The following is a 24,320-nucleotide window of genomic DNA, read 5'->3' on the forward strand; positions in this document are numbered from 1 at the left end:
TGCTGCCCTGAACACGAAACGCCATCGAACAACACCCCTAAACAAATCAGGTGTTGCAGCGACCGCTTGATTCTGCGCTCCGATTTTGTCCCTCTGTGCAGTCTCGGCGAACTACGGCGAGGGCGAGCCCATCGATACGGGAGGCGGGAACACCGGCGTCTCCACGGGCGGCCAGGCCGCAAGGTCATCGCGCGCGGTGGACACCGCGATCAACGCATACACCAGCGCCGCGATCGCGGCCGGAAACAACAGTGTCGCCGCGATCTGCAACGGGGTATGCCCGAAAAAGACCGGCGGCGCCTCCACGACGTAATGCACCCGGTGTTCAGGTGTGACGGGGGCGCCCGCCACGTCAATGCTGCCGAAACGCCAGTGCGCCAACGCCGCACCCACCCCGGTCGCCGCCGCTGCGGCCGCCGCACTCCCCACGGCCAGTGCCCCTACCAGCACCGGACCGCGGTGCGCCTGCCACTGCCACAACGCCACGCCCGAAATCACCGCGAGCACCGCCAGCAACCCGACCAACATGAACGCCGCAGTGAAGAAGTGATCGGACTCGCTGCCGAGGTAGACGTGCACGCGTTCACCGCTGCGCGTCAGCGCCACCACACCGTGAATCGGCGGCGCCAGCCATGACCACAGTGCGCCGACAACCGCGCCGGCCACCGCCAGTGCCGCTACCACGATGAGCGCCGCACGGAAGCGTGAAATACGCGGCCCGGCCACAACATTGACGTGAGCCGACCCGAGGTCGGGTGTGTTCTGCTCTTCGCCCGAGAGGCTCATCGGGGCATTCTGCTCTTCGCCCGAGAGGCTCATCGCCGCACATCCAGGTCCGTCGAATCCACCTGACCATGCCGCGAGCACTTCGCCCACCACCCGGTGGGACGCACCTGCACGATCATCCTGCGGCCGCACTCGGCGCAGTACCTCGGCGGCTCCAGGCCGAGCTGCGCCGCGGTCGGCACCGTGCTGCCTGCCGGACCGCCGGTATAGACGTTGTAGGCACCGGCACCGACGGGTGCGGGCAACGCCGGCATTTCGCTAATCATCACCACCTGTTCTACAGGGTGGCGTTGAGTGCCTTGATCGGCATCTGCAGATCATCGAGCAACTCCAGGTCCGCCTCGGCCGGGCGACCCAGCGTGGTCAGGTAGTTCCCGACGATGACAGCGTTTATACCGCCCAGAATGCCCTGCTTGGCACCCAGATCGCCCAGCGTGATCTCACGACCACCGGCAAATCGCAGCATGGTCCGCGGCAGCGCCAGCCGGAAACCGGCGACGGCTTTGAGCGCTTCCGAGGCGGGCAGCACCTCGAGATCGCCGAACGGAGTGCCGGGCCGCGGATTGAGGAAGTTCAGGGGAACCTCGTGGGGATCGAGTTCGGCCAGGTTCGCGGCGAACTCCGCGCGCTGCTCCAGCGTCTCCCCCATACCGAGGATCCCGCCGCAACACACCTCCATGCCGGCCTCGCGAACCATGCGCAGCGTGTCCCAGCGCTCTTCCCAGCTGTGGGTGGTCACCACATTGGTGAAGAACGAGCGGGCCGTCTCCAAGTTGTGGTTGTAGCGGTGCACGCCCATTGCCGACAACCGCTCGACCTGATCCTCGGTGAGCATGCCCAGCGAGCAGGCGATCTGGATGTCGACCTCGTTGCGGATGGCTTCGATGCCTGCCGCGACCTGAGCCAGCAGCCGCTCGTCGGGCCCGCGGACCGCCGCCACGATGCAGAACTCGGTGGCCCCTGTCTTGGCGGTCTGCTTGGCGGCCTCCACCAGGCTCGGGATATCCAGCCAGGCACTGCGCACCGGTGAGGCGAAAAGACCTGACTGCGAACAGAAGTGGCAATCCTCGGGGCAGCCGCCGGTCTTGAGGCTGATGATGCCCTCGACCTCGACGTCCGGACCGCACCACTTCATTCGGACCTCGTGCGCCAGCGACAGCAGTTCGTCGAGCCGGTCGTCCGACAGCTGCAGCACCTGAAACGTCTGGTCCTGGTCGAGGCCGACGCCGCGCTCCAGAACCTGTTCGCGGGCCACACCCAGAATGTCGCTCACCCGTGCTCCTCCGTGTCGTCTGTTCGTCGAACAAGCGCCGACAATTGAACACCGTTCAGGTTAGGGTAAGGGCGTGCAACTCCACAAACCCGACGTGGTGGACGCGGCGATGACGATCCTGGACAACTACGGCATCGGCGATCTGACCATGCGGCGGCTGGGCCGCGAACTCAAGGTCAGCCCCGGAGCGCTGTATTGGCACTTCGCCAACAAGCAGGAACTGCTCGGCGCCGTGGCGGACCGGATTCTGGAGCCTGCGGGGGCCCCCGGCACTGCCTCGGGGTGGCGTGACCGTATCCACGCGATCTGCACGACGCTGCGCGATGCGCTGCTGTCCTATACCGACGGTGCCGAACTGGTGTCCTCGAGCCTGGCGGCCGGGCAGTCCGAATCTGCGACGAGAATCGTCGGTCTGCTCGCGGCGGCGGCCACCGATGCGGGCGTGCACACCGAAGACGCCGAACTCGCCGCGCGCACCGTCATCTACTACGTGCTCGGCTTCACTGTCGACGAACAGTCCCGGCTGCAGTGGGATGCCGCCGGTGCGCTGGGCGACGACCAGTCCGTGCTGATCAGCGACACCTCCCGCCAGTTCGCCTTCGGGTTGCGGCTTCTCGTGGATGGGCTCGCCGCGCAGGGCCGGACCGGGCATGCGGCGGTACGCGAGGAGTCGCCGAAACCTCGCTCCTGAGTTCATGTTCGACGCGCGATGAGATGTTCGGCGCGCTTGTCGCCCTCCCAACGGCGGAGTCCGACGATACTGCCGACGATCTCCGCCGGACGGCCCGCGATCCGCATCGCCGTCGCGAGGTGCCCGGGGGCTATCCGGCGGGCCAGGGTGACGTGCGGGGTCCACTGACCGGGCGCCGTGTGCGGCATGGCCGCCGGTGTCGACAAGGGCAGCACCAGTCGATGCACGTCGGCCTGCACAGCGAGCAGCTCGGCCGTCGGCATCAACAGTCGCGCCAGCACCCCGGCGGAGCGACCGAAGACCAGTGTGGCGCCGAGCCTGCACGGCAACGGGAAACGGTCGAGCACCGGTGCCAGCACCGAGTCGGCCCCGGCATCAATGTGCTCTGCGACGGTCAGTGTCGCGTGCGGCCGACTGGCCGGCGCCTGGCTGGGTATCCCGGCCTCGCGCAACGCATCCCAGAGGTGCCGGACGGCCGCCTCGGTGTCCGCGTCGAAGACGAGCTCGACCGAGTGCACCATTTTCAGAGGCCTTCGATCCAACCGCGGTCGAACGCTTCGGCGCTCATCACCTCGAAGTCAGCCGCGCTGCGGACGGCCGCGCCGGCCGGCAGGACCGCACGCACCGGCGCCAGCTCGGCCAGCGCCGAACGGTTGCCCTGCTCGGCGACACCCGGCTCATCCGGCCACGCGCCGATCACCAGGCCGGCACACGGAACGCCGTGCGCAGCAAGTGCTTCCAACGTCAATTCGGTATGATTCAGCGTGCCCAACCCGGCCGAGACCACCACCAATACCGGGGCGGGGAGTTCTGCCGCGACGTCGCGCAACGTCACGCCGTCAGTCCCCATTTTCACGAGCAGACCACCGGCACCCTCCACCAGCGTCAGTCGCCGGGGTGTGTCCACCGTCCGCAGCGACGCCACCAACTCGGCGCGGGTGGGCAGCGCCATCCCCGCGCGGGCCGCGGCCGCGACGGGCGCAAGTGGTTCGGGATAACGCCAGCCGCCGTGCAGTTCGGTCACGCCGGACAATCGGCGCACCTCGCCGAGATCGTTGTCACCGTCGATGGTTCCGGTCTGCACAGGCTTGCACACTGCCACGTCGCGACCTGCCGACCTGGCCGCACAGGCCACCGCCGCGGTCGTCACCGTCTTACCGACGCCCGTGTCCGTGCCCGTCACGACCAGGACGGTCATGCGCGGGCCGTGGCGAGCACTTCGGTCAGCACGCGGCGGGCCAGCTCCATCTCGTCACCGGTCAACGATGCCCGGGCGGTCAGGCGCAGGCGCGACGTTCCGGCGGGCACAGTCGGCGGCCGGAAGCAGCCCACCCGCACACCGCGATCGAGGCAGTCCGCGGCCGCAGCCACGGCAACATCTGGTTCACCGAGTATCACCGACACCACGGCAGATTCGGGTTGTGCTGTGACACCGCACATTTCGGCAAGGGCGGCGGCGTGACCGAGCACAGCTTGAGCCCGGTTCGGCTCGGCGATCAACACCCGCAGTGCCGCCGAGGCGGCACCGACCGCCGCCGGTGCCAAACCGGTATCGAAGATGAACGGCCGGGCAGCGTCGATCAGGTGTGCGCGGACCGCCTCCGGCCCCAGCACCACACCGCCCTGACTGCCCAGCGCCTTGGACAGCGTCGTCGTCATCACCACATCCGGCGCGCCCGCCAGGCCGACCTCATGAAGCAGGCCCTGCCCGCCGACGCCACGCACCCCGAGACCGTGCGCCTCGTCCACCACCAGCAGCGCGCCGTGGCGCCGGCACACCGCGTGCAGCTCCACCAGCGGCGCCAGGACGCCGTCGGCGCTGAACACCGATTCGGTCACCACCACTGCACGTTCCTCGGTGCGCCCGCTCAGCGCAGCCTCCACGGCGGCGATGTCGCGGTGCGGGGTGACGGCAACCCGAGCTCGTGACAACCGGCAGGCATCGACGAGCGACGCGTGCGTCAGTGCGTCGGACACCACCAGCGAGCCCGGACCCGACAGCGCTACCACCGCCCCCATGTTCGCGGTATAGCCCGACGAGAACACCAGGGCCGACTCGGCGCCGACAAATGCGGCCAACGTCCGCTCGAAGGACTCGTGCAACTCGGTGTTGCCGGTGACCAGGCGCGAGCCGCCGGCGCCCGCACCCCAGGTACGCAGCGCTTCGACGCCCCCGTCGAGCACATCCCGGTGTTGCGACAGGCCCAGGTAGTCGTTGGACGCCAGGTCCAGCTCTGTGCCCACCGGCGGGCGCGCGCGCAGTTCACGGCGCAGCCCGGCCTCACGACGCCGCTGTTCGACACCGGCCAGCCAGGCCAGTGGTGAAAGACCGGTACGTGTCACGGGTGCTCCTGCCGGGTCAATAGTGAAGGCTCGGCGAACTGACGCCGAGTATTGAACACGTCGGCGGTGCCGACAATTGAACACCGTTCAGGTTAGTGCACGGGCCACGCCGACCATCGCGGCGGTGATCTGTGCGATCTCGTCAGGCGTGCAGATGTACGGCGGCATGGCGTAGATGAGCTTGCCGAACGGGCGCAGCCAGACGCGGTGGCGCAGGGCGGCGGCCGTCGCCACCCGCATGTCGACGGGTCGTTCCATCTCGATGACGCCGATCGCACCGAGAACCCGCACATCGGCGACCCCCGGCAGGTCCCCGGCCGGTTCCAGGCCCGCCCGTAGCCCGGCCTCGATCGTGCGCACCTGGGTACGCCAGTCGCTGTTCACCAGCAGTTCGACAGCCGCCACGCCGACCGCGCAGGCCAGCGCGTTGGCCATGAACGTGGGTCCGTGCATCAGTGCGCCCGGATCCCCCGCGCTGATGGTCGAAGCGATGCTGGCCGTGCACAAGGTCGCGGCCAGCGTGATGTAGCCGCCGGTGAGTGCCTTGCCGACGCACATGATGTCCGGGCTGACCCCGGCATGGTCAGCGGCAAAGAGCTCACCGGTGCGACCGAAGCCGGTGGCGATCTCGTCGAAGATCAGCAGCACGTCGTGACGATCGCAGGCCGCGCGCAGGTCCGACAGATAACGCGGATCGTGGAACCGCATTCCCCCGGCACCCTGCACCACGGGTTCGACGATCACTGCGGCCAGTTCGTCGGCATGCTCGGCCAGCTGCCGCTCGAACGCGGCGCTGTATGCCGGGTCGTAGCCGCCGGGCACCTGCGGGGCGAATTCCTGGGCCACCAGCACATCGGTCCACAGTGCGTGCATGCCACCGTCGGGGTCACACACGCTCATCGGGGTGAACGTGTCGCCGTGATATCCGCCACGCCAGGTCATCAGGCGGTGCTTGCTTTCGCGCCCCGAACTGCGCCAGTACTGCAGCGCCATCTTGACCGCCACCTCGACCGACACCGAGCCGGAGTCGCTGAAGAAGACGGTTTCCAAACCGGCCGGCGTCAGCTCGACGAGCAACTGCGCAAGACGCGCCGCCGGTTCGTGCGTCAATCCGCCGAACATGACGTGGTTCATGGTGGCCAGCTGGCGGTTGATGGCACGGTCCAGGACCGGATGCCCATGCCCGTGTACTGCCGTCCACCAAGACGCCATCGCGTCCAGCACCGGTATCTCCGCGTCGGCGCCGCTGCTCACGGGGTCGATCACGGTCAGCCACGCACCCTTGGCCCCGACCGCAACCACCGGTGGCAGCGCTTCAGCTCCGATGGTGCTGTAGGGGTGCCAGACGTGGGCGGTATCGATGGCACTGATCTGCGCTGGGGTCAGCTCCGCCACAGACGGGCAGCCTAGCCCTTTGCTCACAGACACCGCCGAAGGCATCCAGAATGTGAGCTTGGCAGGGTTCTTAGGTAAATTGACCTCCGACCATGATGACCCTCGCCCCTGCCCGGCCGGCGCCAGTCACCGATAATTCGCCCGCCGCCCCTGCCGCCATGGGGACCCGTAGTTCGGGTTTCTACAGGCATGACCTCGACGGCCTCCGCGGTATCGCTATCGCGCTGGTGGCGGTGTTTCACGTCTGGTTTGGCCGGGTTTCCGGTGGCGTCGATGTCTTCCTGGCGTTGTCGGGGTTCTTCTTCGGCGGCAAGTTGCTGCGCGCCGCGCTGACTCCGGGAGCCTCGCTACGGCCGGTTCCCGAGGTGCTCCGGTTGGTCCGGCGATTGTTGCCGGCGCTCGTCGTCGTGCTTGCCGCTGCCGCCGTGCTGACCATCCTGATCCAACCGGAAACGCGGTGGGAAGCGTTTGCTGACCAGAGCCTGGCGAGCCTCGGCTACTACCAGAACTGGGAGCTTGCCAACACTGCCGCCGATTACCTTCGCGCCGGTGAGGCAGTCAGCCCGTTGCAGCACATCTGGTCGATGTCTGTGCAAGGGCAGTTCTATATCGCGTTTCTTGCCCTGATCTTCGGTTTCGCGATCTTGGCCCGCAAGCTGTTCGGCCGGCATCTGCGGTCCGCGTTCATCGTGGTGCTGGGCGCGCTCACCATCGCGTCGTTCGTGTACGCGATCGTCGCGCACAACACCGATCAGGCCACCGCGTACTACAACAGTTTCGCCCGCGCCTGGGAATTGCTGCTCGGCGCACTCATCGGCGCTCTGGTGCCGTTCGTGCGATGGCCGAATTGGTTGCGCAACATCGTTGCGGTGGTGGCACTGGCGGCGATCGTGTCGTGCGGCGCGCTGATCGACGGCGTCAAGGAGTTCCCGGGGCCGTGGACGCTCGTTCCGGTCGGCGCCACGATCCTGTTCATCCTGTCCGCTGCGAACCGGATGTCCGACCCGGGCACCGCGCAGCGACTACCGCTGCCCAACCGCCTACTCGCCACCGCACCGTTCGTGTCATTGGGCGCGATGGCCTACTCGCTGTACCTGTGGCACTGGCCATTGCTCATCTTCTGGCTGTCGTACTCGGGGCATTCGAATGCCAACTTCCTCGAGGGTGCGATCGTCCTGCTGGTGTCGGGCGTGTTGGCCTGGCTGACAACGCGCTACATCGAGGAGCCGCTGCGGGTGCAGAAGCTGGCCGCACCGGTGGCCGCCGTCCCGTTGCGGGTCCGGCTACGCCGACCGACCATCGTGCTCGGTTCGGTGGTGGCCCTGCTCGGCGTGGCGTTGACGGCCACCTCGTTCACCTGGCGGGAGCACGTCACCGTGCAACGGGCCAGCGGCAAGGAACTCTCCGGGCTCTCGGCACGTGACTATCCCGGAGCCCGTGCGCTGATCAACCATGTGCGCGTCCCCAAGCTGCCGATGCGACCGACCGTGCTGGAGGCCAAGAATGACGTTCCAGCCTCCACGACCGAGGGATGCATCAGCGATTTCGCTGATGTGAGCGTGATCAACTGCACCTACGGCGACAAGGCCGCGACGCGCACCATCGCGCTTGCCGGTGGCTCCCACGCCGAACACTGGATCACCGCACTGGATCTGCTCGGCCGGCTGCACAACTTCAAGGTGGTCACTTACCTGAAGATGGGTTGCCCGCTGACCACCGAAGAAGTGCCTCTGGTGATGGGCGACAACCGTCCGTACCCCAAGTGTCACCAGTGGAACAACGTGGTGATGGCCAAACTGATCGCCGACCATCCCGATTATGTGTTCACCACGTCCACCCGCCCGTGGAACATCAAGCCGGGCGATGTCATGCCGGGAACGTACCTGGGGATCTGGGAGCAGCTGTCCGAGAACAACATTCCGATTCTTGCCATGCGTGACACGCCATGGTTGGTACGCAACGGCAAGCCGTACTTCCCGGCGGACTGCCTGGCCAACGGCGGGGACGCCGTCTCGTGCGGCATCGACCGGTCCAAGGTACTCTCCGACCACAACCCCACACTGGATTTCGTCGCGCGGTTCCCACTACTGAAGCCACTCGACATGAGTGATGCGGTCTGCCGTAAGGACTACTGCCGCGTGGTGGAGGGAAATGTGTTGCTGTATCACGACTCTCACCATCTGTCCACGACTTACATGCGCACCATGACCAATGAGCTCGGCCGGCAAATGGCCGCAACCACCGGCTGGTGGTGAGGCCATGACGTCCCAGTCCTCCCCGACCTCCAGAACTCTGTCGACGGTATGGCCGGGTGAGGCTTATCCCCTGGGTTCAACCTACGACGGTGCAGGCACCAACTTCTCGCTGTTCTCCGAGGTCGCCGAACGGGTCGAGCTGTGCCTGATCGCCAAAGACGGCACCGAAGAGCGGATCAACCTCGACGAGGTCGACGGTTACGTGTGGCATGCCTATCTGCCGACGGTTACGCCGGGCCAACGGTACGGGTACCGCGTGCACGGCCCGTGGGATCCCGGTGCCGGGCACCGCTGCGATCCGAGCAAGTTGTTGCTCGACCCGTACGGCAAGTCGTTCCACGGCGACTTCGACTTCGGCCAGGCGCTGTTCTCCTACGACATGGACGCGGAGCCACCGGGGAGCGGAACGCCACCGCAGGTCGACTCGCTGGGTCACACCATGACCAGCGTGGTGATCAACCCGTTCTTTCAGTGGGGTTCCGACCGCGCGCCCAAAACCCCCTACCACGACACCGTCATCTATGAGGCGCACGTCAAGGGCATGACCCAGACCCATCCGGGGATTCCCGACGAGCTCCGCGGCACCTATGCCGGCCTGGGTCATCCGCTGATCATCGAGCACCTCAAGTCGCTGAACGTCACCGCGATCGAGTTGATGCCGGTGCATCAGTTCATGCACGACCACCGACTACTGGACCTGGGACTGCGGAACTATTGGGGCTACAACTCCGTCGGCTTCTTCGCGCCGCACTTTCAGTACGCCGCGAACAGGCATGCGGGCGGTGCCGTCGCCGAGTTCAAGACCATGGTCAAGGCATTTCACGACGCCGGCATCGAGGTGATCCTCGACGTCGTCTACAACCACACCGCCGAAGGCAACCACCTCGGGCCCACCATCAACTTCCGCGGTATCGACAACGCCGCCTACTACCGTCTGCTCGACGGTCAGCTTGAGTTCTACAAGGACTTCACCGGGACCGGCAACAGCCTCAATGCGCGGCACCCCCACACCCTGCAGCTGATCATGGATTCCCTGCGGTACTGGGTACTGGAGATGCATGTCGACGGATTCCGCTTCGACCTGGCCTCCACCCTGGCCCGCGAGTTCTACGACGTGGATCGGCTGTCGGCATTCTTCGATCTCGTACAGCAGGATCCCGTGGTCAGCCAGGTGAAGCTGATCGCCGAACCGTGGGATGTCGGCGAGGGGGGCTACCAGGTCGGCAACTTCCCAGGTTTGTGGACCGAGTGGAACGGGAAGTATCGCGATACTGTGCGCGATTACTGGCGGGGCGAGCCCGCGACCCTGGGCGAGTTCGCCTCCCGGTTGACCGGGTCGTCGGACCTCTACGAGGCGACCGGACGCCGGCCCTCTGCGAGCATCAACTTCGTCACCTGCCACGACGGGTTCACGCTCAACGACCTGGTGTCGTACAACGAGAAACACAATGAGGCCAACGGCGAGGACAACCACGACGGGGAAAGTCACAACCGGTCCTGGAACTGCGGTGTGGAGGGTCCCAGCGATGACCCGGACATCCTGGCGTTACGGGCCAAACAGATGCGCAACATCATGGGCACGTTGATGCTGTCCCAGGGCACCCCGATGATCGCCCACGGCGACGAGATGGGCCGCACCCAGCTGGGAAACAACAATGTGTACTGCCAGGATTCAGAACTGTCCTGGATGGATTGGTCGCTGTGCGAGACGAACGCGGATCTGCTCGCGTTCACCCGCAAGGTGATCGAGTTCCGCAAGCACCATCCGGTCTTCCAGCGCAGGCGGTTCTTCGAAGGCAAGCCGATCCGCAGCGGCGACCAGGTCCGCGACATCGCCTGGCTGACCCCGGCCGGGATCGAGATGACGCCGGAGGACTGGGGCACCGGACTGGGCAACTGCGTGGCAGTGTTCCTCAACGGTGAAGCGATCCCCACCCCTGATGCCCGCGGCGAACGCGTGGTCGACGACTCGTTCCTGTTGTGCTTCAACTCAAATGACCACCCACAGGATTTCGTCACACCCAACGGCGACTATGCGACCGAATGGACCGGCGCCCTGGACACCGCCGACCCGACGGGCGACACCGAACTCGTGGTCGCCGCCGGCGAGAAGCTCAACCTGCAGGCCCGTTCGCTGCTCGTGCTCCGCAAGACGGCCTGACATGACCAGCCCGGTGCTCGCGACCTACCGGCTGCAGATGCGCGCGGACTGCTGCACTTTCGACGATGCGCTGAACCTTGTGGATTACCTCGACGATCTCGGGGTGTCGCATCTGTACCTGTCGCCGATTCTCACTGCCGCGGCAGGATCCACCCACGGCTACGATGTCACCGATCCCACCACCGTCTCGGCGGCCCTCGGCGGACCTGAAGGACTGCAGAGGCTTTCAACTGCCGCACGCGCCCGTGGCATGGGTTTGATCGTTGATATCGTGCCCAACCACGTCGGCGTCGCGGATCCGCGGCAGAACGACTGGTGGTGGGACCTGCTCACCCACGGCCGGCGCTCGTCATACTCCTCCTTTTTTGACATCGACTGGGACCTCGACGACGGCCGAATCGTGTTGCCGGTTCTCGGTTCCGACGACGATGTCGAAGACCTCACCGTCGACGGTGACGTACTCCGACTGGGTGATCTGGTGCTGCCGATCGCGCCGGGGACCGGGGTGGGCACCGGCTCTGAGGTACACGACCGGCAGCATTACCGGTTGATCGGATGGCGCCGCGGCATCTGTGGCTACCGTCGGTTCTTCTCCATCACCTCGCTGGCTGCCCTGCGCCAGGAGGACCGCGCTGTTTTCGATGCGACACACGTCGAGGTCAAACGCTGGTTCGACGAGGGGCTGGTCGACGGAGTCCGTATCGACCATCCGGACGGATTGTCCGATCCCGGTGGTTATCTGAAGTGGCTGCGCGAGCTGGTCGGACCGTCGGCATGGATCGTGGTGGAAAAGATTCTCGCCGCCGACGAAGCGCTGGATGCCTCGCTTCCGGTGGACGGCACCACCGGTTACGACGCACTGCGCGAAATCGGCGGACTGTTCGTCGACCCGGCGGGTAGGCACGTGCTCACTCAACTCTGCGACGACGTCGATCCCGGCGATGAACGAGACCTGAAAGCGTCCACGGTCACCCGCACTCTGGGCAGCGAACTGGACAGACTGTGCCGGGTGATCTCCGCTGCGACCACGTCGGAGGATCCGCGCCTTCCCGCCGCCGTGGCCGCCCTGGTGAGCCGGATCGGGGTGTACCGCTGCGACTACCCTGCGCTGGCCACCATCCTTCCGCTTGCGCTGGCCGAAACCGCTACCGCAGCACCGGAGTTGAGCGACACGTTGGCGATCGTCGCCGGTGCGCTGTCCACCGAACCGGAATCGATGGCACGGTTCAATCAGTTGTGCGGTGCGGCCACCGCAAAGACGGTCGAGGACTGCCTGTTCTATCGGGACCCACGGCTGGTCTCGCTCAACGAAGTCGGCGGCGAACCTGCGCGATTCGGCGTCAGCCCGGCAGAGTTTCATCAGCGGGCCGCGTCCCGGGAACGCTGGTGGCCACGGGCGATGACAACGCTATCGACGCACGACACCAAGCGTGGTGAGGATGTGCGGGCGCGCGTCGGTGTGCTGTCCCAGGTGCCGAAGTTGTGGGCCGAGTCCGTCGGACAGTGGATGAAACTCACCCCCGCACCGGACACCGCAACCACATTGTTCCTGTTGCAGAACATATTCGGCGTATGGCCTGCCGACGGTACGGTGACCGCCGAGCTCCGCGACCGGCTGCACGCGTATGCCGAGAAGGCCATCAGGGAAGCAGCCACCCACACCTCGTGGAACGAGCCCGACACCACCTTCGAGGACGCCGTGCACGGCTGGCTGGACTCAGTACTGGATGGACCGGTCGCCGCCGAGCTGACCGCGCTGGTCGACCGCCTCGGCCCGCACGCACGCAACGACAGCCTGGGCCAGAAGCTGCTCCACATGACCGCCCCCGGGGTGCCGGACGTCTACCAGGGCACCGAATTACCCGAAGACAGTCTGGTCGACCCTGACAACCGGCGGCCCGTGGATTACGGCGCCCGCCGTATCGCCCTGCGGGAGTTGACCGATCCGAAAATGCGGGTGACCGCTGCCGCACTCCGACTGCGCCGCAGACACCCGCACACTTTCCTGAGCGGCGGGTACACACCGCTGCCGGCCGGCGGCACCGCCGCAGCCCACCTGATCTCCTACCGTCGCGGCCCCGACGTCGTGGTGGCCGCCACCCGGTTGAGCGTCTCGCTGGCCGAAACCGGCTGGGCCGATACGGCACTGGCCCTGCCCGACGGACAATGGACCGACCGGCTCACCGACCGCCACTGGCGCGGAACGGTATCGGCCGTCGACTTGTTCCGTGAGCTTCCGGTCGCGCTGCTGGAGCGCAACCGTGACTGAATTCGCGGTTTGGGCCCCCGAGCCCGAACGGGTGCGGGTCGACGTGGACGCGACATTGCATGACATGAGCCGATCTGATGACGGCTGGTGGCACGCGCAACTGGACTGCCCCGCCGACGCCCGGTACGGATTCGTACTGGACGACGATCCGCAGGTGCTGCCGGACCCGCGCTCAGCCCGCCAGCCCGACGGCGTCCACGAACGCTCACAGCTGTGGAGTCCGGCCCCGGGCGCCTGGACCGACGCCGACTGGGCCGGCCGCTCCGTCGCAGGCGCGGTGATCTACGAATTGCACATCGGGACCTTCACCACGGAGGGCACGTTTGACTCCGCCATTGAAAAGCTCGACTATCTGGTCGGTCTGGGCGTGGACTTCGTCGAGTTGATGCCGGTCAACGCATTCAGCGGACAGTACGGCTGGGGCTATGACGGGGTGCTGTGGTACGCGGTACACGAACCCTACGGCGGCCCCGACGGGCTCATCCGGCTGATCGATGCGTGCCACGCGCGCGGACTCGGCGTGTTGATCGATGCGGTGTTCAACCACCTGGGCCCGTCCGGCAATTATCTGCCCCGCTTCGGCCCGTACCTGTCGGCCGGCACCAATCCGTGGGGCGCCTCGATCAATCTGTCCGACCCCGACGCCGACGAAGTACGCACCTACATCATCGAGTGTGCGTTGCGCTGGATGCGGGATTTCCACGCCGACGGCCTCCGCCTGGATGCCGTGCACGCGCTCATGGACAACACGGCGATTCACATTCTGGAGGAGCTCGCCACCGCCACCGATGCGCTGGCCGCCCAACTCGGCAGACCGCTGTCCTTGATCGCCGAGAGCGATCTCAACGATCCGAGATTGATCACCCCCCGAGACTGCGGCGGTTACGGATTGACCGCCCAATGGGACGACGACATCCACCACGCGATCCACACCGCGGTGTCCGGCGAAAGACAGGGGTACTACGCTGATTTCGGCTCGCTGGAAACACTCGCCACCACTCTGCGGCACGGCTTCTTCCACGCCGGCACCTATTCGTCGTTCCGGCACCGCAGGCACGGCAGGCCACTGGACACCGCCACGATCCCCGCGACCCGCCTGCTGGCGTACACCCTGACCCACGACCAGGTGGGCAATCGCGCCGTGGGCGACCGTCCTTCGCAGCGGCTGGATTTCGGTCAACTCGCCGTCAAAGCTGCACTGGCCCTCGGGTCGCCCTATACCGCAATGCTTTTCATGGGTGAGGAGTGGGGTTCTTCATCGCCGTTCCAGTTCTTCAGCTCCCACCCCGAGCCCGAGTTGGCCCGCGCCACGGCCGAAGGCCGCAAAGCCGAATTCGCCGAGCACGGTTGGGATGCCGACGAGATCCCCGATCCGCAGGACCCGGCGACATTTCAGCGGTCCAAGCTGAATTGGGATGAGGTCGAAGGGGGCGAACACGGTCAACTGCTGCAGACCTACCGAAGTCTGATCGAGCTGCGGCGCAACGAGCCCGACCTGGCCGATCCGTGGCTGGACCACCTGCGAATCGACTTCGACGAGCAGGCAGGCTGGATAGTGATGCACCGCGGCGCGTTCGACATCGTGTGCAACCTCGGTGAGACTGCCGTCTCCGTCCCGGTCACCGGCGAGCTGGTGCTGGCCTGGGATTCACCCGACATAGGTCCCGGCGCAACGACACTGGCCGCGCATTCTTTCGCAATTCTGCGTGGTGTCAATCCGCTGTCCACAGGATCGGGGCCTGTGGATAACGCATTACCCGGATAGCCGGATTCGTGCTCATGATGCGGTGATGAATCGTGATGAGCACCCACCCATCCCGCCGATCGAATCGGCCACCGACCCGGTGCGCTCCGCGGCCGACATGCGCGAGCGGTGGCGCGCCCTGATGGGCGAATTGAGGTTCGGCGAGCGGTTGCTGTGGGTCGGTTTCGTCGGTGCCGACGGCCGCATGTACAAAACCATGAGTCAGGTTCCGTTGCGGACCAAACCTCAGCCGGGCCTCACCGAGTACGTCATGTCGCGGCTGACCCGGGTGTTGGCCGGACTGGGTCCCGGCACTACAGTGGCGCTGCTCCTCACTCGCCCGGGGCATGGTCCGGTGTCGAATCTGGACCGAGACTGGGTGTCGCTGCTGGCGCGGGTCGCAGGAGAATACGGCGTGCCACTGCAACCCATCTTCCGCGCCAACGACGACGCAGTGATCGAGGTCGAGCCCAAGCTCAAGCTTGCAGGCTGACGTTGTGTCGGTATCTTCGACGGATGCCGATCGTCGAGGTCACCTACCGCCCGGGCATCCCCACAGAGACGTTGCGAGCTCTGGCCGCGCAATTGCCGAATGAGGTCTCGGTGGCAGTGGCCAGCGAAGTTGAGCCATATGACGGCAATCTGCAGCCCGGTGATGTCGAGGTGCGCTTCCGCGAACTCGGACCAATGGACGTCTCCGGTATGGACGTCGTCGTCGAGATCCGCTCGAAGCTCGCCGTCGACCGCGAACGCGATGCGCAAGCGCGCATCGACAGGCTCTGCACGCGACTGGTCGAAATCACGCGGCTGCACCGCGTCGGTGTCTACCTCACGATGCCCGCAGCAGTGTGGTCACAGACCTGATCGGCGCGGCTCCCCTACGTCAGATACCGGTAGGTCGGCGAACCGGGTTCGAGCAACTCGACGTGAATGTCGGACTGTTCCATGCGGGCCAGTAGGCCCTCCAGATCCGCCGCCGAACTCAGCTGCACGCCGCACAACGCCTCGCCGGTCTCGCGGTTGTTGCGCTTGACGTACTCGAACAAGGTGATGTCGTCACCCGGCCCGAGGACCTCGTCTAGGAACCGGCGCAGTGCCCCCGGTTCCTGCGGGAAGTCGACCAGGAAGTAGTGCTTGAGGCCCAGGTGCACCAGGGACCGCTCGACGACCTCGTTGTATCTGGAGACGTCGTTGTTGCCACCGGAGATCAGGCACACCACGGTGGAGCCCGGTTCGATATCGGCCTCCAGCAGGGCCGCCACCGACAGGGCGCCGGCCGGCTCGGCGATGATGCCTTCGTTCTGGTACAGGTCGAGCATCGCGGTGCACACTGCGCCCTCGTCGGCCGTGGTGATCGACACCATGTTCCCCGCCGCGGCCAGGGCGGCATACGGCCGGGCGCCGGCACGGGCCACCGCCGCACCGTCGACGAACTGGTCGACGTGCTCCAACGTCACCGGCTCGCCCGCGGCCAGTGCGGCGATCATCGATGCCGCACCGGCAGGCTCCACGCCGAGCACGGAGGTGTTGGTGGTGCGTTCGGCAAGGTAGGTGGTGATCCCCGCGATGCAGCCACCGCCGCCGACCGGGACGATCACCAGGTCGGGCTCGTTGTCGAGCTGGTCAAGCAGCTCGGCTGCAATGGTGCCCTGCCCTGCCATCGTGCGTGGATCGTCATAGGGCGGAACCAGCGTGGCGCCCGTGCGGGCAACGTCATCGAGGGCGGCGGCGGCGGCCAGGTCATAGGTGGCCCCGACCGCGATGAGCTCGATGAACTCGCGACCGTGATAGCGGATCCGGTCGCGCTTCTGTTTGGGCGTCTTGGCCGGCACATACACGCGACCGTGGATTCCCATCGACCGGCAGGCCAACGCAAAGCCCTGGGCGTGGTTGCCCGCCGAGGAACACACCACACCGGCGGCTTTTTCCTCCGCCGACAGCTGAGCCATCAGATTGAACGCACCGCGCAGCTTGTAGGACCGCACTGCCTGCAGGTCTTCGCGCTTGAGATAGACCGTGGCCCCGGTGGCTTCGGACAACCGCTCGCAGATCTGCAGCGGGCTGCGGGTGACCACCCCGGAAATTCGCCCAGCAGCCTCATCGATGTCTGCCGCGCACAGCGGCATCGATGTGTGGGGGCTAAGTTCGGCAGTCACCGATCAATGGTGCCACCGGCCAGCGCTTTCACTTCACCGGGGTCAGCACAAACACCGGGATCGGCCGGTCGGTCTTGGTCTGATACTCGGCGTAGTCGGGAAACGCCGCGACTGCCCGCTCCCACCAGGACGCCTTCTCCTCGCCGAACACCTCACGCGCCTCATAATCCCCGGCTGCGGCCCCGTCCTGGAGCTCCACCCGGGGATTCTTCTTGACGTTGTAGTACCAGACCGGGTTCTTGGGGGCGCCACCCAGCGACGCCACCACCGCATACTCGCCGCCATGCTCGACGCGCATCAACGGTGTCTTGCGGATCTTGCCGGTCTTGGCGCCGACGGTCGTCAACAGGATCACCGGCCGACCGTTCAGCTCGGTGCCCTCGGTGCCACCGGACTTCATATAGGTCTCGGCATTCTCCCGGGCCCAGTCCGACGTGCTTGGCTCATAGTCTCCGGTCAACGGCATAACGTCAGCGTAGAACGCCGGTGGCCCGCCGGGCGGTGATTAGCCGGGACCGGTAGGGGGAACATAGTGGTATGTACCACCGTGCACGGCGAGTGTGGTCATCAGCGTTGATTCTGATGCTCGTCGTGTCCGCCTGCTCCACTACCAACGGAGACCTGCTCAACACCAACACCGTCGAGGTCACCCTCAACGGTGAACAGGTGCCGATCGACAACGGCGTCCAGTGCCACCAGTTGGAGTGGATGTGGACCATCGAAAGCGTCCAGCAGGAGCCCGGCTTCACCGCCATCGTCGAAACCGGTGATTCGCTGACCGGGAAGATCGTGCGTTTGCGCGGCCTGGATGGATTCACCGGCAGCGCCATCGGAGACTCCGGCGATGACATCAAGGTCGACATCGACGGGTTCACCTACATCATCAGCGGCACAGCACATGGCTCCTATGCGGATCATCCCGTCAAACAGACCACAGCGGACTTCCGGATCCGCGCTGATTGCTGAGCCGTATCCGGTGTTTCGGGTAGCCGAAATCTTTCTTGCGAGCTATCGTTAACACATGACCACCGCCGGAAACTTTCGCTCGACCGTTTCCCGGGCTGAGCATGGCATTCCCATCGCCGGGGTGCCCTGGCCGGCATACAAGCTGATCGCGCTGGCGATCGGCGTCTTGGTCCTGCTCATCGTCGGCGTTGCGACCATGAGCATCGCTCCGGCGGTATTGTCGGGGGCCGCAGCCGCGACGATCGCATGGCTGGTGCTCGGCACGGCGTCCTCATCGCACTCTTCGGACCGTTAGACCCCGGCCACCACGCTCCGCAATCTCTCCAGATCCGCGGTGACTGCTGCCGCGTCCGCCTCGAATTCATCGTCGGTCATGCCTGGTCGTTGTCGAATGGTGAAGACGACTTCGCAGTTCGCGACACCACTGGGAATCACCCGCATCGGGTTGTACACCGCATCCCCGGAAGGCAGCCGGACCACGTGGTCGAGTACTCCGAACGGGTTCACCTCAGTGAACTCGACACCAACCTGCCCCATGGGCGAATCTGCCACCCAACCCTGGGGCGTCTCGCGTACCGCGCCCTCGGCCAGTCCCGCGGCCCAGTCGGCCAGGTGACGTGGGTCGGCGGCGTACGAGTACACCGCTTCTGCGGAGGCTTCGATCCAGACACTGACATGGCGGCTGCGCACAACTGCCAGGGTAGGCGATTCCGCACCGAGGTTCGCCTCTGTCTCGTGATCGCAAGGGCGGTAAACGTTTTGGGCGAAACGTTCAGCCTCTGAGCAGGAGTATGGTCTGGCCCATGGGCATTTCGGCAAGCGGGTTGACCCCCGTCGAGGAGACCGCGTTCCTCACCTTGTACGCCCGCGCTCTGGACAGCCGCTGGGCACGTCCGATCCTCGGTGACAATCTCGCTGACCAGGTCGTCGGCGCCGTGGACTACGACTTCGCCGGCCTGGGTGTGCAAACGAGCGTGACGTGCCAAACGGCGTTGCGCGCCAAGATGCTCGACGACCGGGTGCGGGCATTCAGCCAGACGCATGCAGATGCCGTGGTGGTCGACCTCGGCGGCGGCCTGGACAGCGGGTTCTACCGCGTCGACCCGCCAGACACCGTGGACTGGTACAGCGTCGACCTGCCGGGGATCAGCGCGCTGCGCGAACGAACGCTGCCCGCACATCCGCGGTCCCACACAGTGGCGGCGTCGCTGACAGATCCGGACTGGACCGCGGAGATTCCCTCCGACCGCCCCACCATTCTGATCGCCGATGGATTGTTCGCCTTCCTGTCCGAGCCGATGATCGTCGGGATCCTCACCCGGATCACCGAGCACTTCCACAGCGGGGAACTGGCTTTCAACGACTACGGGCGGATCGGCTGGGTGAGCCGGGCAGCGATCAAGCTCTACCCGCAGAAGATGTTCAAAGACGTCGGTAGCCAATGGGGCTACCCCGGTTTCGAGGATGCACATCATCCCGAGAGCTGGAATCCGCGGCTGCGGCTGATCGAGGAAGCCAGCCTCACCCACGCGCCGGAAGTCGATCGCTTTCCCGGCTGGGTGCGGATCGCCAGCCGGTTGAGCGGGCTCACCAAGGCCACCGCCCGCAAGGCCCGGATCCTGCGTTACAGCTTCTGAGGACGTCACGATGCCCGACCTCGTCCCTCGGATCGGCGCACCTGACCCCCATCCGGGCGTGCTGGCCGAAGAACTGCTCCCGGCGTTGACTCAGGCAGGTAACGCCTGGTGAATCCCGCAGGTACAGGCGTCGATCGACGGGCATGTGCAGCGCATACCCCATTGGATGATCTCCCTGGCCCGGGCCAGCGAATCCATCTGGGCGTCGATCTCGGTGAGCTTGGTTTCCGCCAGCGCCCGCGCCGCGGGCCTGCCCGGGCGGTCATCGCCTATCAGGACCGTGATCTCCTCGAGCGTGAATCCCGCGGCCTTACACAACCGGATCACTTCCAGCCGCACCAGAATCGATTCCTGGTAGCGGCGTTGACCGCCCAGCCGCTCCGGCGGCGGCAACAGCCCGACCTGCTCGTAGTACCGCAGCGTCGTCTGCGCAACGCCGGCCCGGCGCGCCACGTCACCGATGGTCAACCGTGTGGTCAACGCCGCCTCCTGATCCGAGACTTGACTTAGAGCCAACTCTAAGTCGTTGACTGGACCCATGCCACTCACCGAAGCCGAGCTCGAGCCGCTGCGCCGCTCCCGTTACGCGATGCTGCGCACCTACCGCCGTGACGGCACACCGGTCGACACACCGATCTGGTTTGTGCTGGAGGACCGAACCGCACTGTTTCGCACGAAGGTCGGACCAAAGACCCGCAGGCTCCTTACACGACCCGACGTTGAACTCGTCGCATGCGACTACCGCGGCAGGGTCCGCGACGCAACAACCGTGACCGGCCGGGCCACGGTGCTCTCCGGTGATGACGCGCAGCGCGCCGACCGCGCACTGCATCGCCGGTACAGATGGCAGTGGAACATCGTGCCGCTACTGAAGATTCCCGGCGTCACGAATGTGCACCGGGATCTCCCGCTGCGTGAGAAGCTGCGACGCGCCGTGGCCCGCGATCTCTGGCCCGACAGCGCGATCGTGCGCATCGACCTCGATGACGAACCCCGCCCCCACGGCGATCAGCCCAGGCAGCCCGGGCCCAGCAACGCCTTGAGATCACCCATCAACGCCGACGATGGTGTCACCCGCAGCGACTGATCCAATTCCAGCGTCGTGATCCGTTCGCCGCTGATGAGCCGCAAATGCACCTGCGAGGTTCCCGGATGGTTGGCGAGCACCGATTTGAGTGCACTGACCTTGTCGATCGTGCATTGCCGGGTCGGCAAGCTCACCGCCAAGGGGCGGTCCACCTGGGCACTGGAGAAGTCCGGCACCACGAGTTCGTGGGCGATGAGCGCAATCCGATCGTCGCGTGCGGCGACCTTCGCCTTGACCAGCACCACCACGTCGTCGGCGATCTCGCCGCCGAACAACGAATAGGTCTGCGGGAAGAACAGCACTTCGATGCCACCGGTGAGGTCTTCCAATTGCGCTGAAGCCCAGGGCAACCCGTTCTTGTTGACCCGCCGGTTCACCGACGCCAGGATGCCGCCGACGAGCACCTGGGCATCGTTGGCGACATCGCCGTCGAGAATCGCCGGAATCTGGGTGTCGACCTGGGCGGCCAGCAGATGTGCGATGCCATTGAGCGGATGGCCGGACACATACAGGCCGAGCATCTCACGCTCGAGCGCAAGCTTGTGCTTGTCCTCCCACTCCTCCTCGGGCACCTTGATGGTGAATGCAGAATCCGCGGCGTTCTCGTCGCCGCCATCTCCCCCACCGAACAGGTCGAACTGGCCCATCGCCTCGGCCTTCTTGGTGCCGAGCACCGAGTCGACCGCATCGGTGTGCACCAGGAACAGCCCCTTACGCGGATGCCCCAGGGAATCGAACGCGCCCGCTTTGACCAGCGACTCGGTGACCTTCTTGTTGCAGGCCGCGATGTCGATCTTATTGAGGTAGTCCGAGAAGTCGGTGTACTTACCTTTCTCGGTACGCGAATTGATCAGCGACGAAACCACATTGGCGCCGACGTTGCGCACAGCGCCCAACCCGAACCGGATGTCGGTACCGACAGAGGCGAAGTTCAGTACGGACTCGTTCACATCGGGCGGGAGCACCGTGATCCCGAGCCGGCGGCAGTCGGCCAGGTAGACCGCTGCCTTGTCCTTGTCGTCACCGACCGAGGTCAACAGCCCGGCCATGTACTCGGCCGGGTAATTCGCCTTGAGATAGGCGGTCCAGTACGACACCAGCCCGTAGCCCGCCGCGTGCGACTTGTTGAACGCGTAGCCGGCGAACGGAAGAATGGTGTCCCACAAGGCCTTCACCGCAGCCTCGGAGAACCCGTTGGCGGTCATGCCCTCTTTGAAGCCCTTGTACTCGGCCTCCAGCACTTCCAGTTTCTTCTTGCCCATGGCCTTACGCAACGCATCGGCCTTACCCATCGAGTAGGAGGCGACCTTCTGCGCGATGAGCATGATCTGCTCTTGGTAGACGATCAGGCCGTAGGTCTCCGACAAGATTTCCTTGAGCGGCTCCTCCAGTTGGGGGTGGATCGGCTTGATCGCCTGGCGCGCATTCTTCCGATCGGCGTAGTCGTTGTGCGCGTTCATGCCCATGGGGCCGGGCCGGTACAGCGCGAGCACCGCCACGATGTCGTTGAACCCGGTGGGCTGCATGCGACGCAGCAGGTCGCGCATCGGCCCGCCGTCGAGCTGGAACACCCCGAGCGTGTCACCGCGGGACAGCAACTCGTAGGCGGCCGGATCGTCGAGCGGCAGTGTCTCCAGGTCGAGGTCGATACCCCGGTTGGCTTTGATGTTCTCCAGGCAGTCGCCGATGATGGTCAGGTTGCGCAGGCCCAGGAAGTCCATCTTCAGCAGGCCGATGGCCTCACACGACGGATAGTCCCAGCCGGTGATGATCGCGCCGTCCTGGGGCCTGCGCCACAGCGGGATGGAGTCGACGAGCGGTTCGGAGCTCATGATCACCGCGCAGGCGTGCACGCCCGCGTTGCGGACCAGGCCCTCCAGCCCGAGCGCGGTCTGGTAGATGGTGCGCACGTCGGGATCGGTGTCGATCAGCGTGCGGACCTCGGCGGCCTCCTTGTACCGCTCGTGGTTCGGGTCGGTGATACCCGAGACCGGGATGTCTTTGGCCATGATCGGCGGCGGCAGCGCCTTGGTGATCCGGTCGGCCATCGCGAACCCGGGCTGCCCGTAGTGCACACGAGCCGAGTCTTTCAGCGCCGCTTTGGTTTTGATCGTGCCGAAGGTGATGACCTGGGCGACCCGGTCACTGCCCCACTTGTTGGCCGCATACCGCAGCATCTCGCCGCGGCGGCGGTCGTCGAAGTCGATGTCGATATCGGGAGCCGACGGTCGTTCCGGGTTCAGGAAGCGCTCGAACAGCAGCCCGTGCGGGATGGGATCGATGTTGGTGATGCCAAGGGCGTAGGCGACCAGGGACCCCGCCGCCGAGCCACGGCCAGGGCCGACCCGGATCTCGACCGAACGCGCGTAGTTGATCAGATCGGCGACGATGAGGAAGTAGGACGGAAAACCCTTGTCGCAGATGACCTTGATCTCGTACGCCGCACGCTCGGTGTACTCGGTGGGCACGTCCGCACCACGGAAGCGCCGCTCAAGTCCCGCCTGCACCTCGTGAGCCAGCCACGAACCCTGGTCGTGTCCGTCCGGCACCGGGAAGATCGGCATCCGGTCCCGCGGTTCCCACACGTCGGCGTAGGACTGCACCCGCTCGGCGATCAGCAGCGTGGAATCGCAGGCTCCGGGGACCTGGTCGTCCCACAGTGCCCGCATCTCCTGCGCAGTCTTGATGAAGTAACCGTCACCGTCGAACTTGAACCGGTTCGGGTCCGAGAGCGTCTTGCCGGTCTGGATGCACAGCAGTGCCTCGTGGTTCTGCGAGGCCTCGCGCGTCACGTAGTGGCAGTCGTTGGTCGCCAACGGGGGGATACCGAGCTTCTGACCGATCTCCAGCAAACCGGCGCGGACCCGGCGCTCGATATCGAGACCGTGGTCCATGAGTTCGAGGAAGAAGTTCTCCGGTCCGAAGATCTCCCGCCACTTCGCGGCCGCCTCCAGTGCCTCTTGGTCATGGCCGAGCCGCAGGCGCGTCTGCACCTCACCGGACGGGCAGCCGGTCGTCGCGATGATGCCCTCGGCATGTTCGGCGATGATCTCGGCGTCCATCCGCGACCATTTGCCGAGCTGCCCCTCGAACGAGGCCAGCGAGGACAACTTGAAGAGGTTGCGCAGTCCGGTCGCGTTCTCGGCGACCATCGTCATGTGGGTGTAGGCGCCGCTACCCGAGACGTCGTCGCCCTTCTGGCTCGGGTCGCCCCACTGGATCCGCTTGGTGTCAAAGCGGGACGCAGGGGCAATGTACGCCTCCACCCCGATGATCGGTTTGATGCCGACCTTGGTCGCCGAGTTGTAGAACTCGCTGGCACCGAACATATTGCCGTGGTCTGTCATGCCGATCGCCGGCATCTCCAGCCGCTGCGCCTCGGCCAGCATCGGAGTGATCTTCGCGGCACCGTCCAGCATCGAATATTCGGTGTGGTTATGCAGGTGTACGAAGGAGGCGCTCATAGGTTGGCCAGTCTATTGCGACCCGCTGACACTCCCCCGGCGTGTCGAAGCGCGTGTCTCCGGACCGGCTGTCGGGCGGGGGCCCGGCGCCGT

22 protein-coding genes and 1 pseudogene are annotated in these 24,320 nt (G+C 65.7%); 11 read left to right on the plus strand and 12 right to left on the minus strand.

Annotated features, from left to right (window positions below; translation table 11 throughout):
- Positions 1-111 precede the first annotated feature (111 nt).
- Genes M1247_RS07325 through bioB form a run of 3 tightly spaced genes read right to left on the minus strand, consistent with a single transcriptional unit; the run spans position 112 to position 2,059 of the window.
- A complete protein-coding gene (locus tag M1247_RS07325) occupies positions 112-819 on the minus strand; it encodes a DUF2567 domain-containing protein (RefSeq protein ID WP_317155639.1) in 708 nt (235 codons plus the stop codon).
- The gene (gene bsaP / locus M1247_RS07330) at positions 816-1,052 is read right to left on the minus strand and encodes a biotin synthase auxiliary protein BsaP (RefSeq protein WP_317155640.1); all 237 of its coding nucleotides are present in this window, start codon (positions 1,050-1,052) and stop codon (positions 816-818) included. The genes M1247_RS07325 and bsaP overlap by 4 nt, the downstream gene beginning before the upstream one ends.
- A gap of 11 nt (positions 1,053-1,063) precedes the next feature.
- Positions 1,064-2,059, minus strand: coding sequence for a biotin synthase BioB (bioB, locus tag M1247_RS07335; RefSeq protein WP_317155641.1), 996 nt, complete (start codon positions 2,057-2,059; stop codon positions 1,064-1,066).
- Positions 2,060-2,132: 73 nt separating this feature from the next.
- On the opposite strand from bioB, the gene M1247_RS07340 reads away from it, so the two are divergent.
- Positions 2,133-2,750, plus strand: coding sequence for a TetR/AcrR family transcriptional regulator C-terminal domain-containing protein (locus M1247_RS07340; RefSeq protein WP_317155642.1), 618 nt, complete (start codon positions 2,133-2,135; stop codon positions 2,748-2,750).
- A gap of 2 nt (positions 2,751-2,752) precedes the next feature.
- Here the strand turns inward: M1247_RS07340 and M1247_RS07345 are convergent, their stop codons facing one another.
- The 4 genes from M1247_RS07345 to M1247_RS07360 all read right to left on the minus strand — a co-directional run bounded on the left by M1247_RS07345 (position 2,753) and on the right by M1247_RS07360 (position 6,488).
- Entirely contained in the window at positions 2,753-3,271 is a 519-nt protein-coding gene (locus M1247_RS07345; RefSeq protein WP_317155643.1) for a 2'-5' RNA ligase family protein, read from the minus strand.
- Between the two features lie 2 nt (positions 3,272-3,273).
- On the minus strand, positions 3,274-3,948 hold the full coding sequence (gene bioD / locus M1247_RS07350; RefSeq protein WP_317155644.1) for a dethiobiotin synthase: 675 nt from the start codon (positions 3,946-3,948) through the stop codon (positions 3,274-3,276).
- A complete protein-coding gene (locus M1247_RS07355) occupies positions 3,945-5,093 on the minus strand; it encodes an 8-amino-7-oxononanoate synthase (protein WP_317155645.1) in 1,149 nt (382 codons plus the stop codon). The genes bioD and M1247_RS07355 overlap by 4 nt, the downstream gene beginning before the upstream one ends.
- A gap of 87 nt (positions 5,094-5,180) precedes the next feature.
- Complete coding sequence (locus M1247_RS07360) at positions 5,181-6,488, minus strand: adenosylmethionine--8-amino-7-oxononanoate transaminase (RefSeq protein WP_410506829.1); 1,308 nt, start codon at positions 6,486-6,488, stop codon at positions 5,181-5,183.
- A 92-nt stretch (positions 6,489-6,580) separates the two neighbouring features.
- Between M1247_RS07360 and M1247_RS07365 the strand changes: the two genes are divergently transcribed.
- The 6 genes from M1247_RS07365 to M1247_RS07390 are packed head-to-tail and all read left to right on the plus strand — an operon-like array spanning position 6,581 to position 15,781.
- On the plus strand, positions 6,581-8,743 hold the full coding sequence (locus M1247_RS07365) for an acetyltransferase SucT (protein WP_317155647.1): 2,163 nt from the start codon (positions 6,581-6,583) through the stop codon (positions 8,741-8,743).
- Positions 8,744-8,747: 4 nt separating this feature from the next.
- Complete coding sequence (glgX, locus tag M1247_RS07370) at positions 8,748-10,904, plus strand: glycogen debranching protein GlgX (RefSeq protein WP_317155648.1); 2,157 nt, start codon at positions 8,748-8,750, stop codon at positions 10,902-10,904.
- A gap of 1 nt (position 10,905) precedes the next feature.
- Entirely contained in the window at positions 10,906-13,173 is a 2,268-nt protein-coding gene (treY, locus tag M1247_RS07375) for a malto-oligosyltrehalose synthase (protein WP_317155649.1), read from the plus strand.
- The gene (gene treZ / locus M1247_RS07380) at positions 13,166-14,938 is read left to right on the plus strand and encodes a malto-oligosyltrehalose trehalohydrolase (protein ID WP_317155650.1); all 1,773 of its coding nucleotides are present in this window, start codon (positions 13,166-13,168) and stop codon (positions 14,936-14,938) included. The genes treY and treZ overlap by 8 nt, the downstream gene beginning before the upstream one ends.
- Before the next feature lie 25 nt (positions 14,939-14,963).
- Complete coding sequence (locus tag M1247_RS07385) at positions 14,964-15,410, plus strand: hypothetical protein (protein WP_317155651.1); 447 nt, start codon at positions 14,964-14,966, stop codon at positions 15,408-15,410.
- 23 nt (positions 15,411-15,433) lie between these two features.
- Positions 15,434-15,781, plus strand: coding sequence for a hypothetical protein (locus M1247_RS07390; RefSeq protein ID WP_317155652.1), 348 nt, complete (start codon positions 15,434-15,436; stop codon positions 15,779-15,781).
- Positions 15,782-15,795: 14 nt separating this feature from the next.
- On the opposite strand, the gene ilvA is transcribed toward M1247_RS07390, so the two are convergent.
- Both ilvA and M1247_RS07400 read right to left on the minus strand, forming a co-directional pair.
- Positions 15,796-17,073, minus strand: a complete 1,278-nt coding sequence (ilvA, locus tag M1247_RS07395) for a threonine ammonia-lyase IlvA (RefSeq protein WP_317155653.1) — start codon at positions 17,071-17,073, stop codon at positions 15,796-15,798.
- Between the two features lie 28 nt (positions 17,074-17,101).
- Positions 17,102-17,539 carry a nitroreductase family deazaflavin-dependent oxidoreductase gene (locus M1247_RS07400; RefSeq protein ID WP_317155654.1) on the minus strand — a complete coding sequence of 146 codons (438 nt, stop codon included), beginning with the start codon at positions 17,537-17,539 and terminating at the stop codon, positions 17,102-17,104.
- A gap of 116 nt (positions 17,540-17,655) precedes the next feature.
- Here M1247_RS07400 and M1247_RS07405 point away from each other — a divergent pair, with 116 nt between their 5' ends.
- Together M1247_RS07405 and M1247_RS07410 are read left to right on the plus strand one after the other, a co-directional pair.
- A complete protein-coding gene (locus M1247_RS07405) occupies positions 17,656-18,039 on the plus strand; it encodes a lipoprotein LpqH (protein WP_317155655.1) in 384 nt (127 codons plus the stop codon).
- Between the two features lie 55 nt (positions 18,040-18,094).
- Positions 18,095-18,334, plus strand: coding sequence for a hypothetical protein (locus tag M1247_RS07410; protein ID WP_317155656.1), 240 nt, complete (start codon positions 18,095-18,097; stop codon positions 18,332-18,334).
- On the opposite strand, the gene M1247_RS07415 is transcribed toward M1247_RS07410, so the two are convergent.
- Complete coding sequence (locus M1247_RS07415; RefSeq protein ID WP_317155657.1) at positions 18,331-18,729, minus strand: SRPBCC family protein; 399 nt, start codon at positions 18,727-18,729, stop codon at positions 18,331-18,333. The genes M1247_RS07410 and M1247_RS07415 overlap by 4 nt on opposite strands.
- A 113-nt stretch (positions 18,730-18,842) precedes the next feature.
- On the opposite strand from M1247_RS07415, the gene M1247_RS07420 reads away from it, so the two are divergent.
- Complete coding sequence (locus tag M1247_RS07420) at positions 18,843-19,676, plus strand: class I SAM-dependent methyltransferase (RefSeq protein WP_317155658.1); 834 nt, start codon at positions 18,843-18,845, stop codon at positions 19,674-19,676.
- A gap of 90 nt (positions 19,677-19,766) precedes the next feature.
- Here the strand turns inward: M1247_RS07420 and M1247_RS07425 are convergent, their stop codons facing one another.
- A complete protein-coding gene (locus M1247_RS07425) occupies positions 19,767-20,156 on the minus strand; it encodes a MerR family transcriptional regulator (protein WP_317155659.1) in 390 nt (129 codons plus the stop codon).
- A 58-nt stretch (positions 20,157-20,214) separates the two neighbouring features.
- Between M1247_RS07425 and M1247_RS07430 the strand changes: the two are divergent.
- Positions 20,215-20,652: pseudogene (locus M1247_RS07430) on the plus strand (PPOX class F420-dependent oxidoreductase); the annotation flags it as partial.
- A gap of 32 nt (positions 20,653-20,684) precedes the next feature.
- Here the strand turns inward: M1247_RS07430 and dnaE are convergent.
- On the minus strand, positions 20,685-24,227 hold the full coding sequence (dnaE, locus tag M1247_RS07435; RefSeq protein WP_317155660.1) for a DNA polymerase III subunit alpha: 3,543 nt from the start codon (positions 24,225-24,227) through the stop codon (positions 20,685-20,687).
- Positions 24,228-24,320: the final 93 nt, after the last annotated feature.

The sequence above is a fragment of the Mycobacterium appelbergii genome (genome assembly GCF_032883035.1).
Classification (GTDB): domain Bacteria; phylum Actinomycetota; class Actinomycetes; order Mycobacteriales; family Mycobacteriaceae; genus Mycobacterium; species Mycobacterium appelbergii.

Excerpts from the sequence above, each read along its gene's own strand:
- bioD (WP_317155644.1), bottom strand. The coding sequence starts at position 3,948 with ATGACCGTCCTGGTCGTGACGGGCACGGACACGGGCGTCGGTAAGACG.
- M1247_RS07385 (WP_317155651.1), top strand. The coding sequence starts at position 14,964 with ATGAATCGTGATGAGCACCCACCCATCCCGCCGATCGAATCGGCCACC.
- bsaP (WP_317155640.1), bottom strand. The coding sequence starts at position 1,052 with ATGATTAGCGAAATGCCGGCGTTGCCCGCACCCGTCGGTGCCGGTGCC.
- treY (WP_317155649.1), top strand. The coding sequence starts at position 10,906 with ATGACCAGCCCGGTGCTCGCGACCTACCGGCTGCAGATGCGCGCGGAC.
- M1247_RS07345 (WP_317155643.1), bottom strand. The coding sequence starts at position 3,271 with ATGGTGCACTCGGTCGAGCTCGTCTTCGACGCGGACACCGAGGCGGCC.
- glgX (WP_317155648.1), top strand. The coding sequence starts at position 8,748 with ATGACGTCCCAGTCCTCCCCGACCTCCAGAACTCTGTCGACGGTATGG.
- dnaE (WP_317155660.1), bottom strand. The coding sequence starts at position 24,227 with ATGAGCGCCTCCTTCGTACACCTGCATAACCACACCGAATATTCGATG.
- M1247_RS07400 (WP_317155654.1), bottom strand. The coding sequence starts at position 17,539 with ATGCCGTTGACCGGAGACTATGAGCCAAGCACGTCGGACTGGGCCCGG.
- M1247_RS07420 (WP_317155658.1), top strand. The coding sequence starts at position 18,843 with ATGGGCATTTCGGCAAGCGGGTTGACCCCCGTCGAGGAGACCGCGTTC.
- M1247_RS07325 (WP_317155639.1), bottom strand. The coding sequence starts at position 819 with ATGAGCCTCTCGGGCGAAGAGCAGAATGCCCCGATGAGCCTCTCGGGC.
- M1247_RS07410 (WP_317155656.1), top strand. The coding sequence starts at position 18,095 with ATGACCACCGCCGGAAACTTTCGCTCGACCGTTTCCCGGGCTGAGCAT.
- M1247_RS07365 (WP_317155647.1), top strand. The coding sequence starts at position 6,581 with ATGATGACCCTCGCCCCTGCCCGGCCGGCGCCAGTCACCGATAATTCG.
- M1247_RS07390 (WP_317155652.1), top strand. The coding sequence starts at position 15,434 with ATGCCGATCGTCGAGGTCACCTACCGCCCGGGCATCCCCACAGAGACG.
- M1247_RS07405 (WP_317155655.1), top strand. The coding sequence starts at position 17,656 with ATGCTCGTCGTGTCCGCCTGCTCCACTACCAACGGAGACCTGCTCAAC.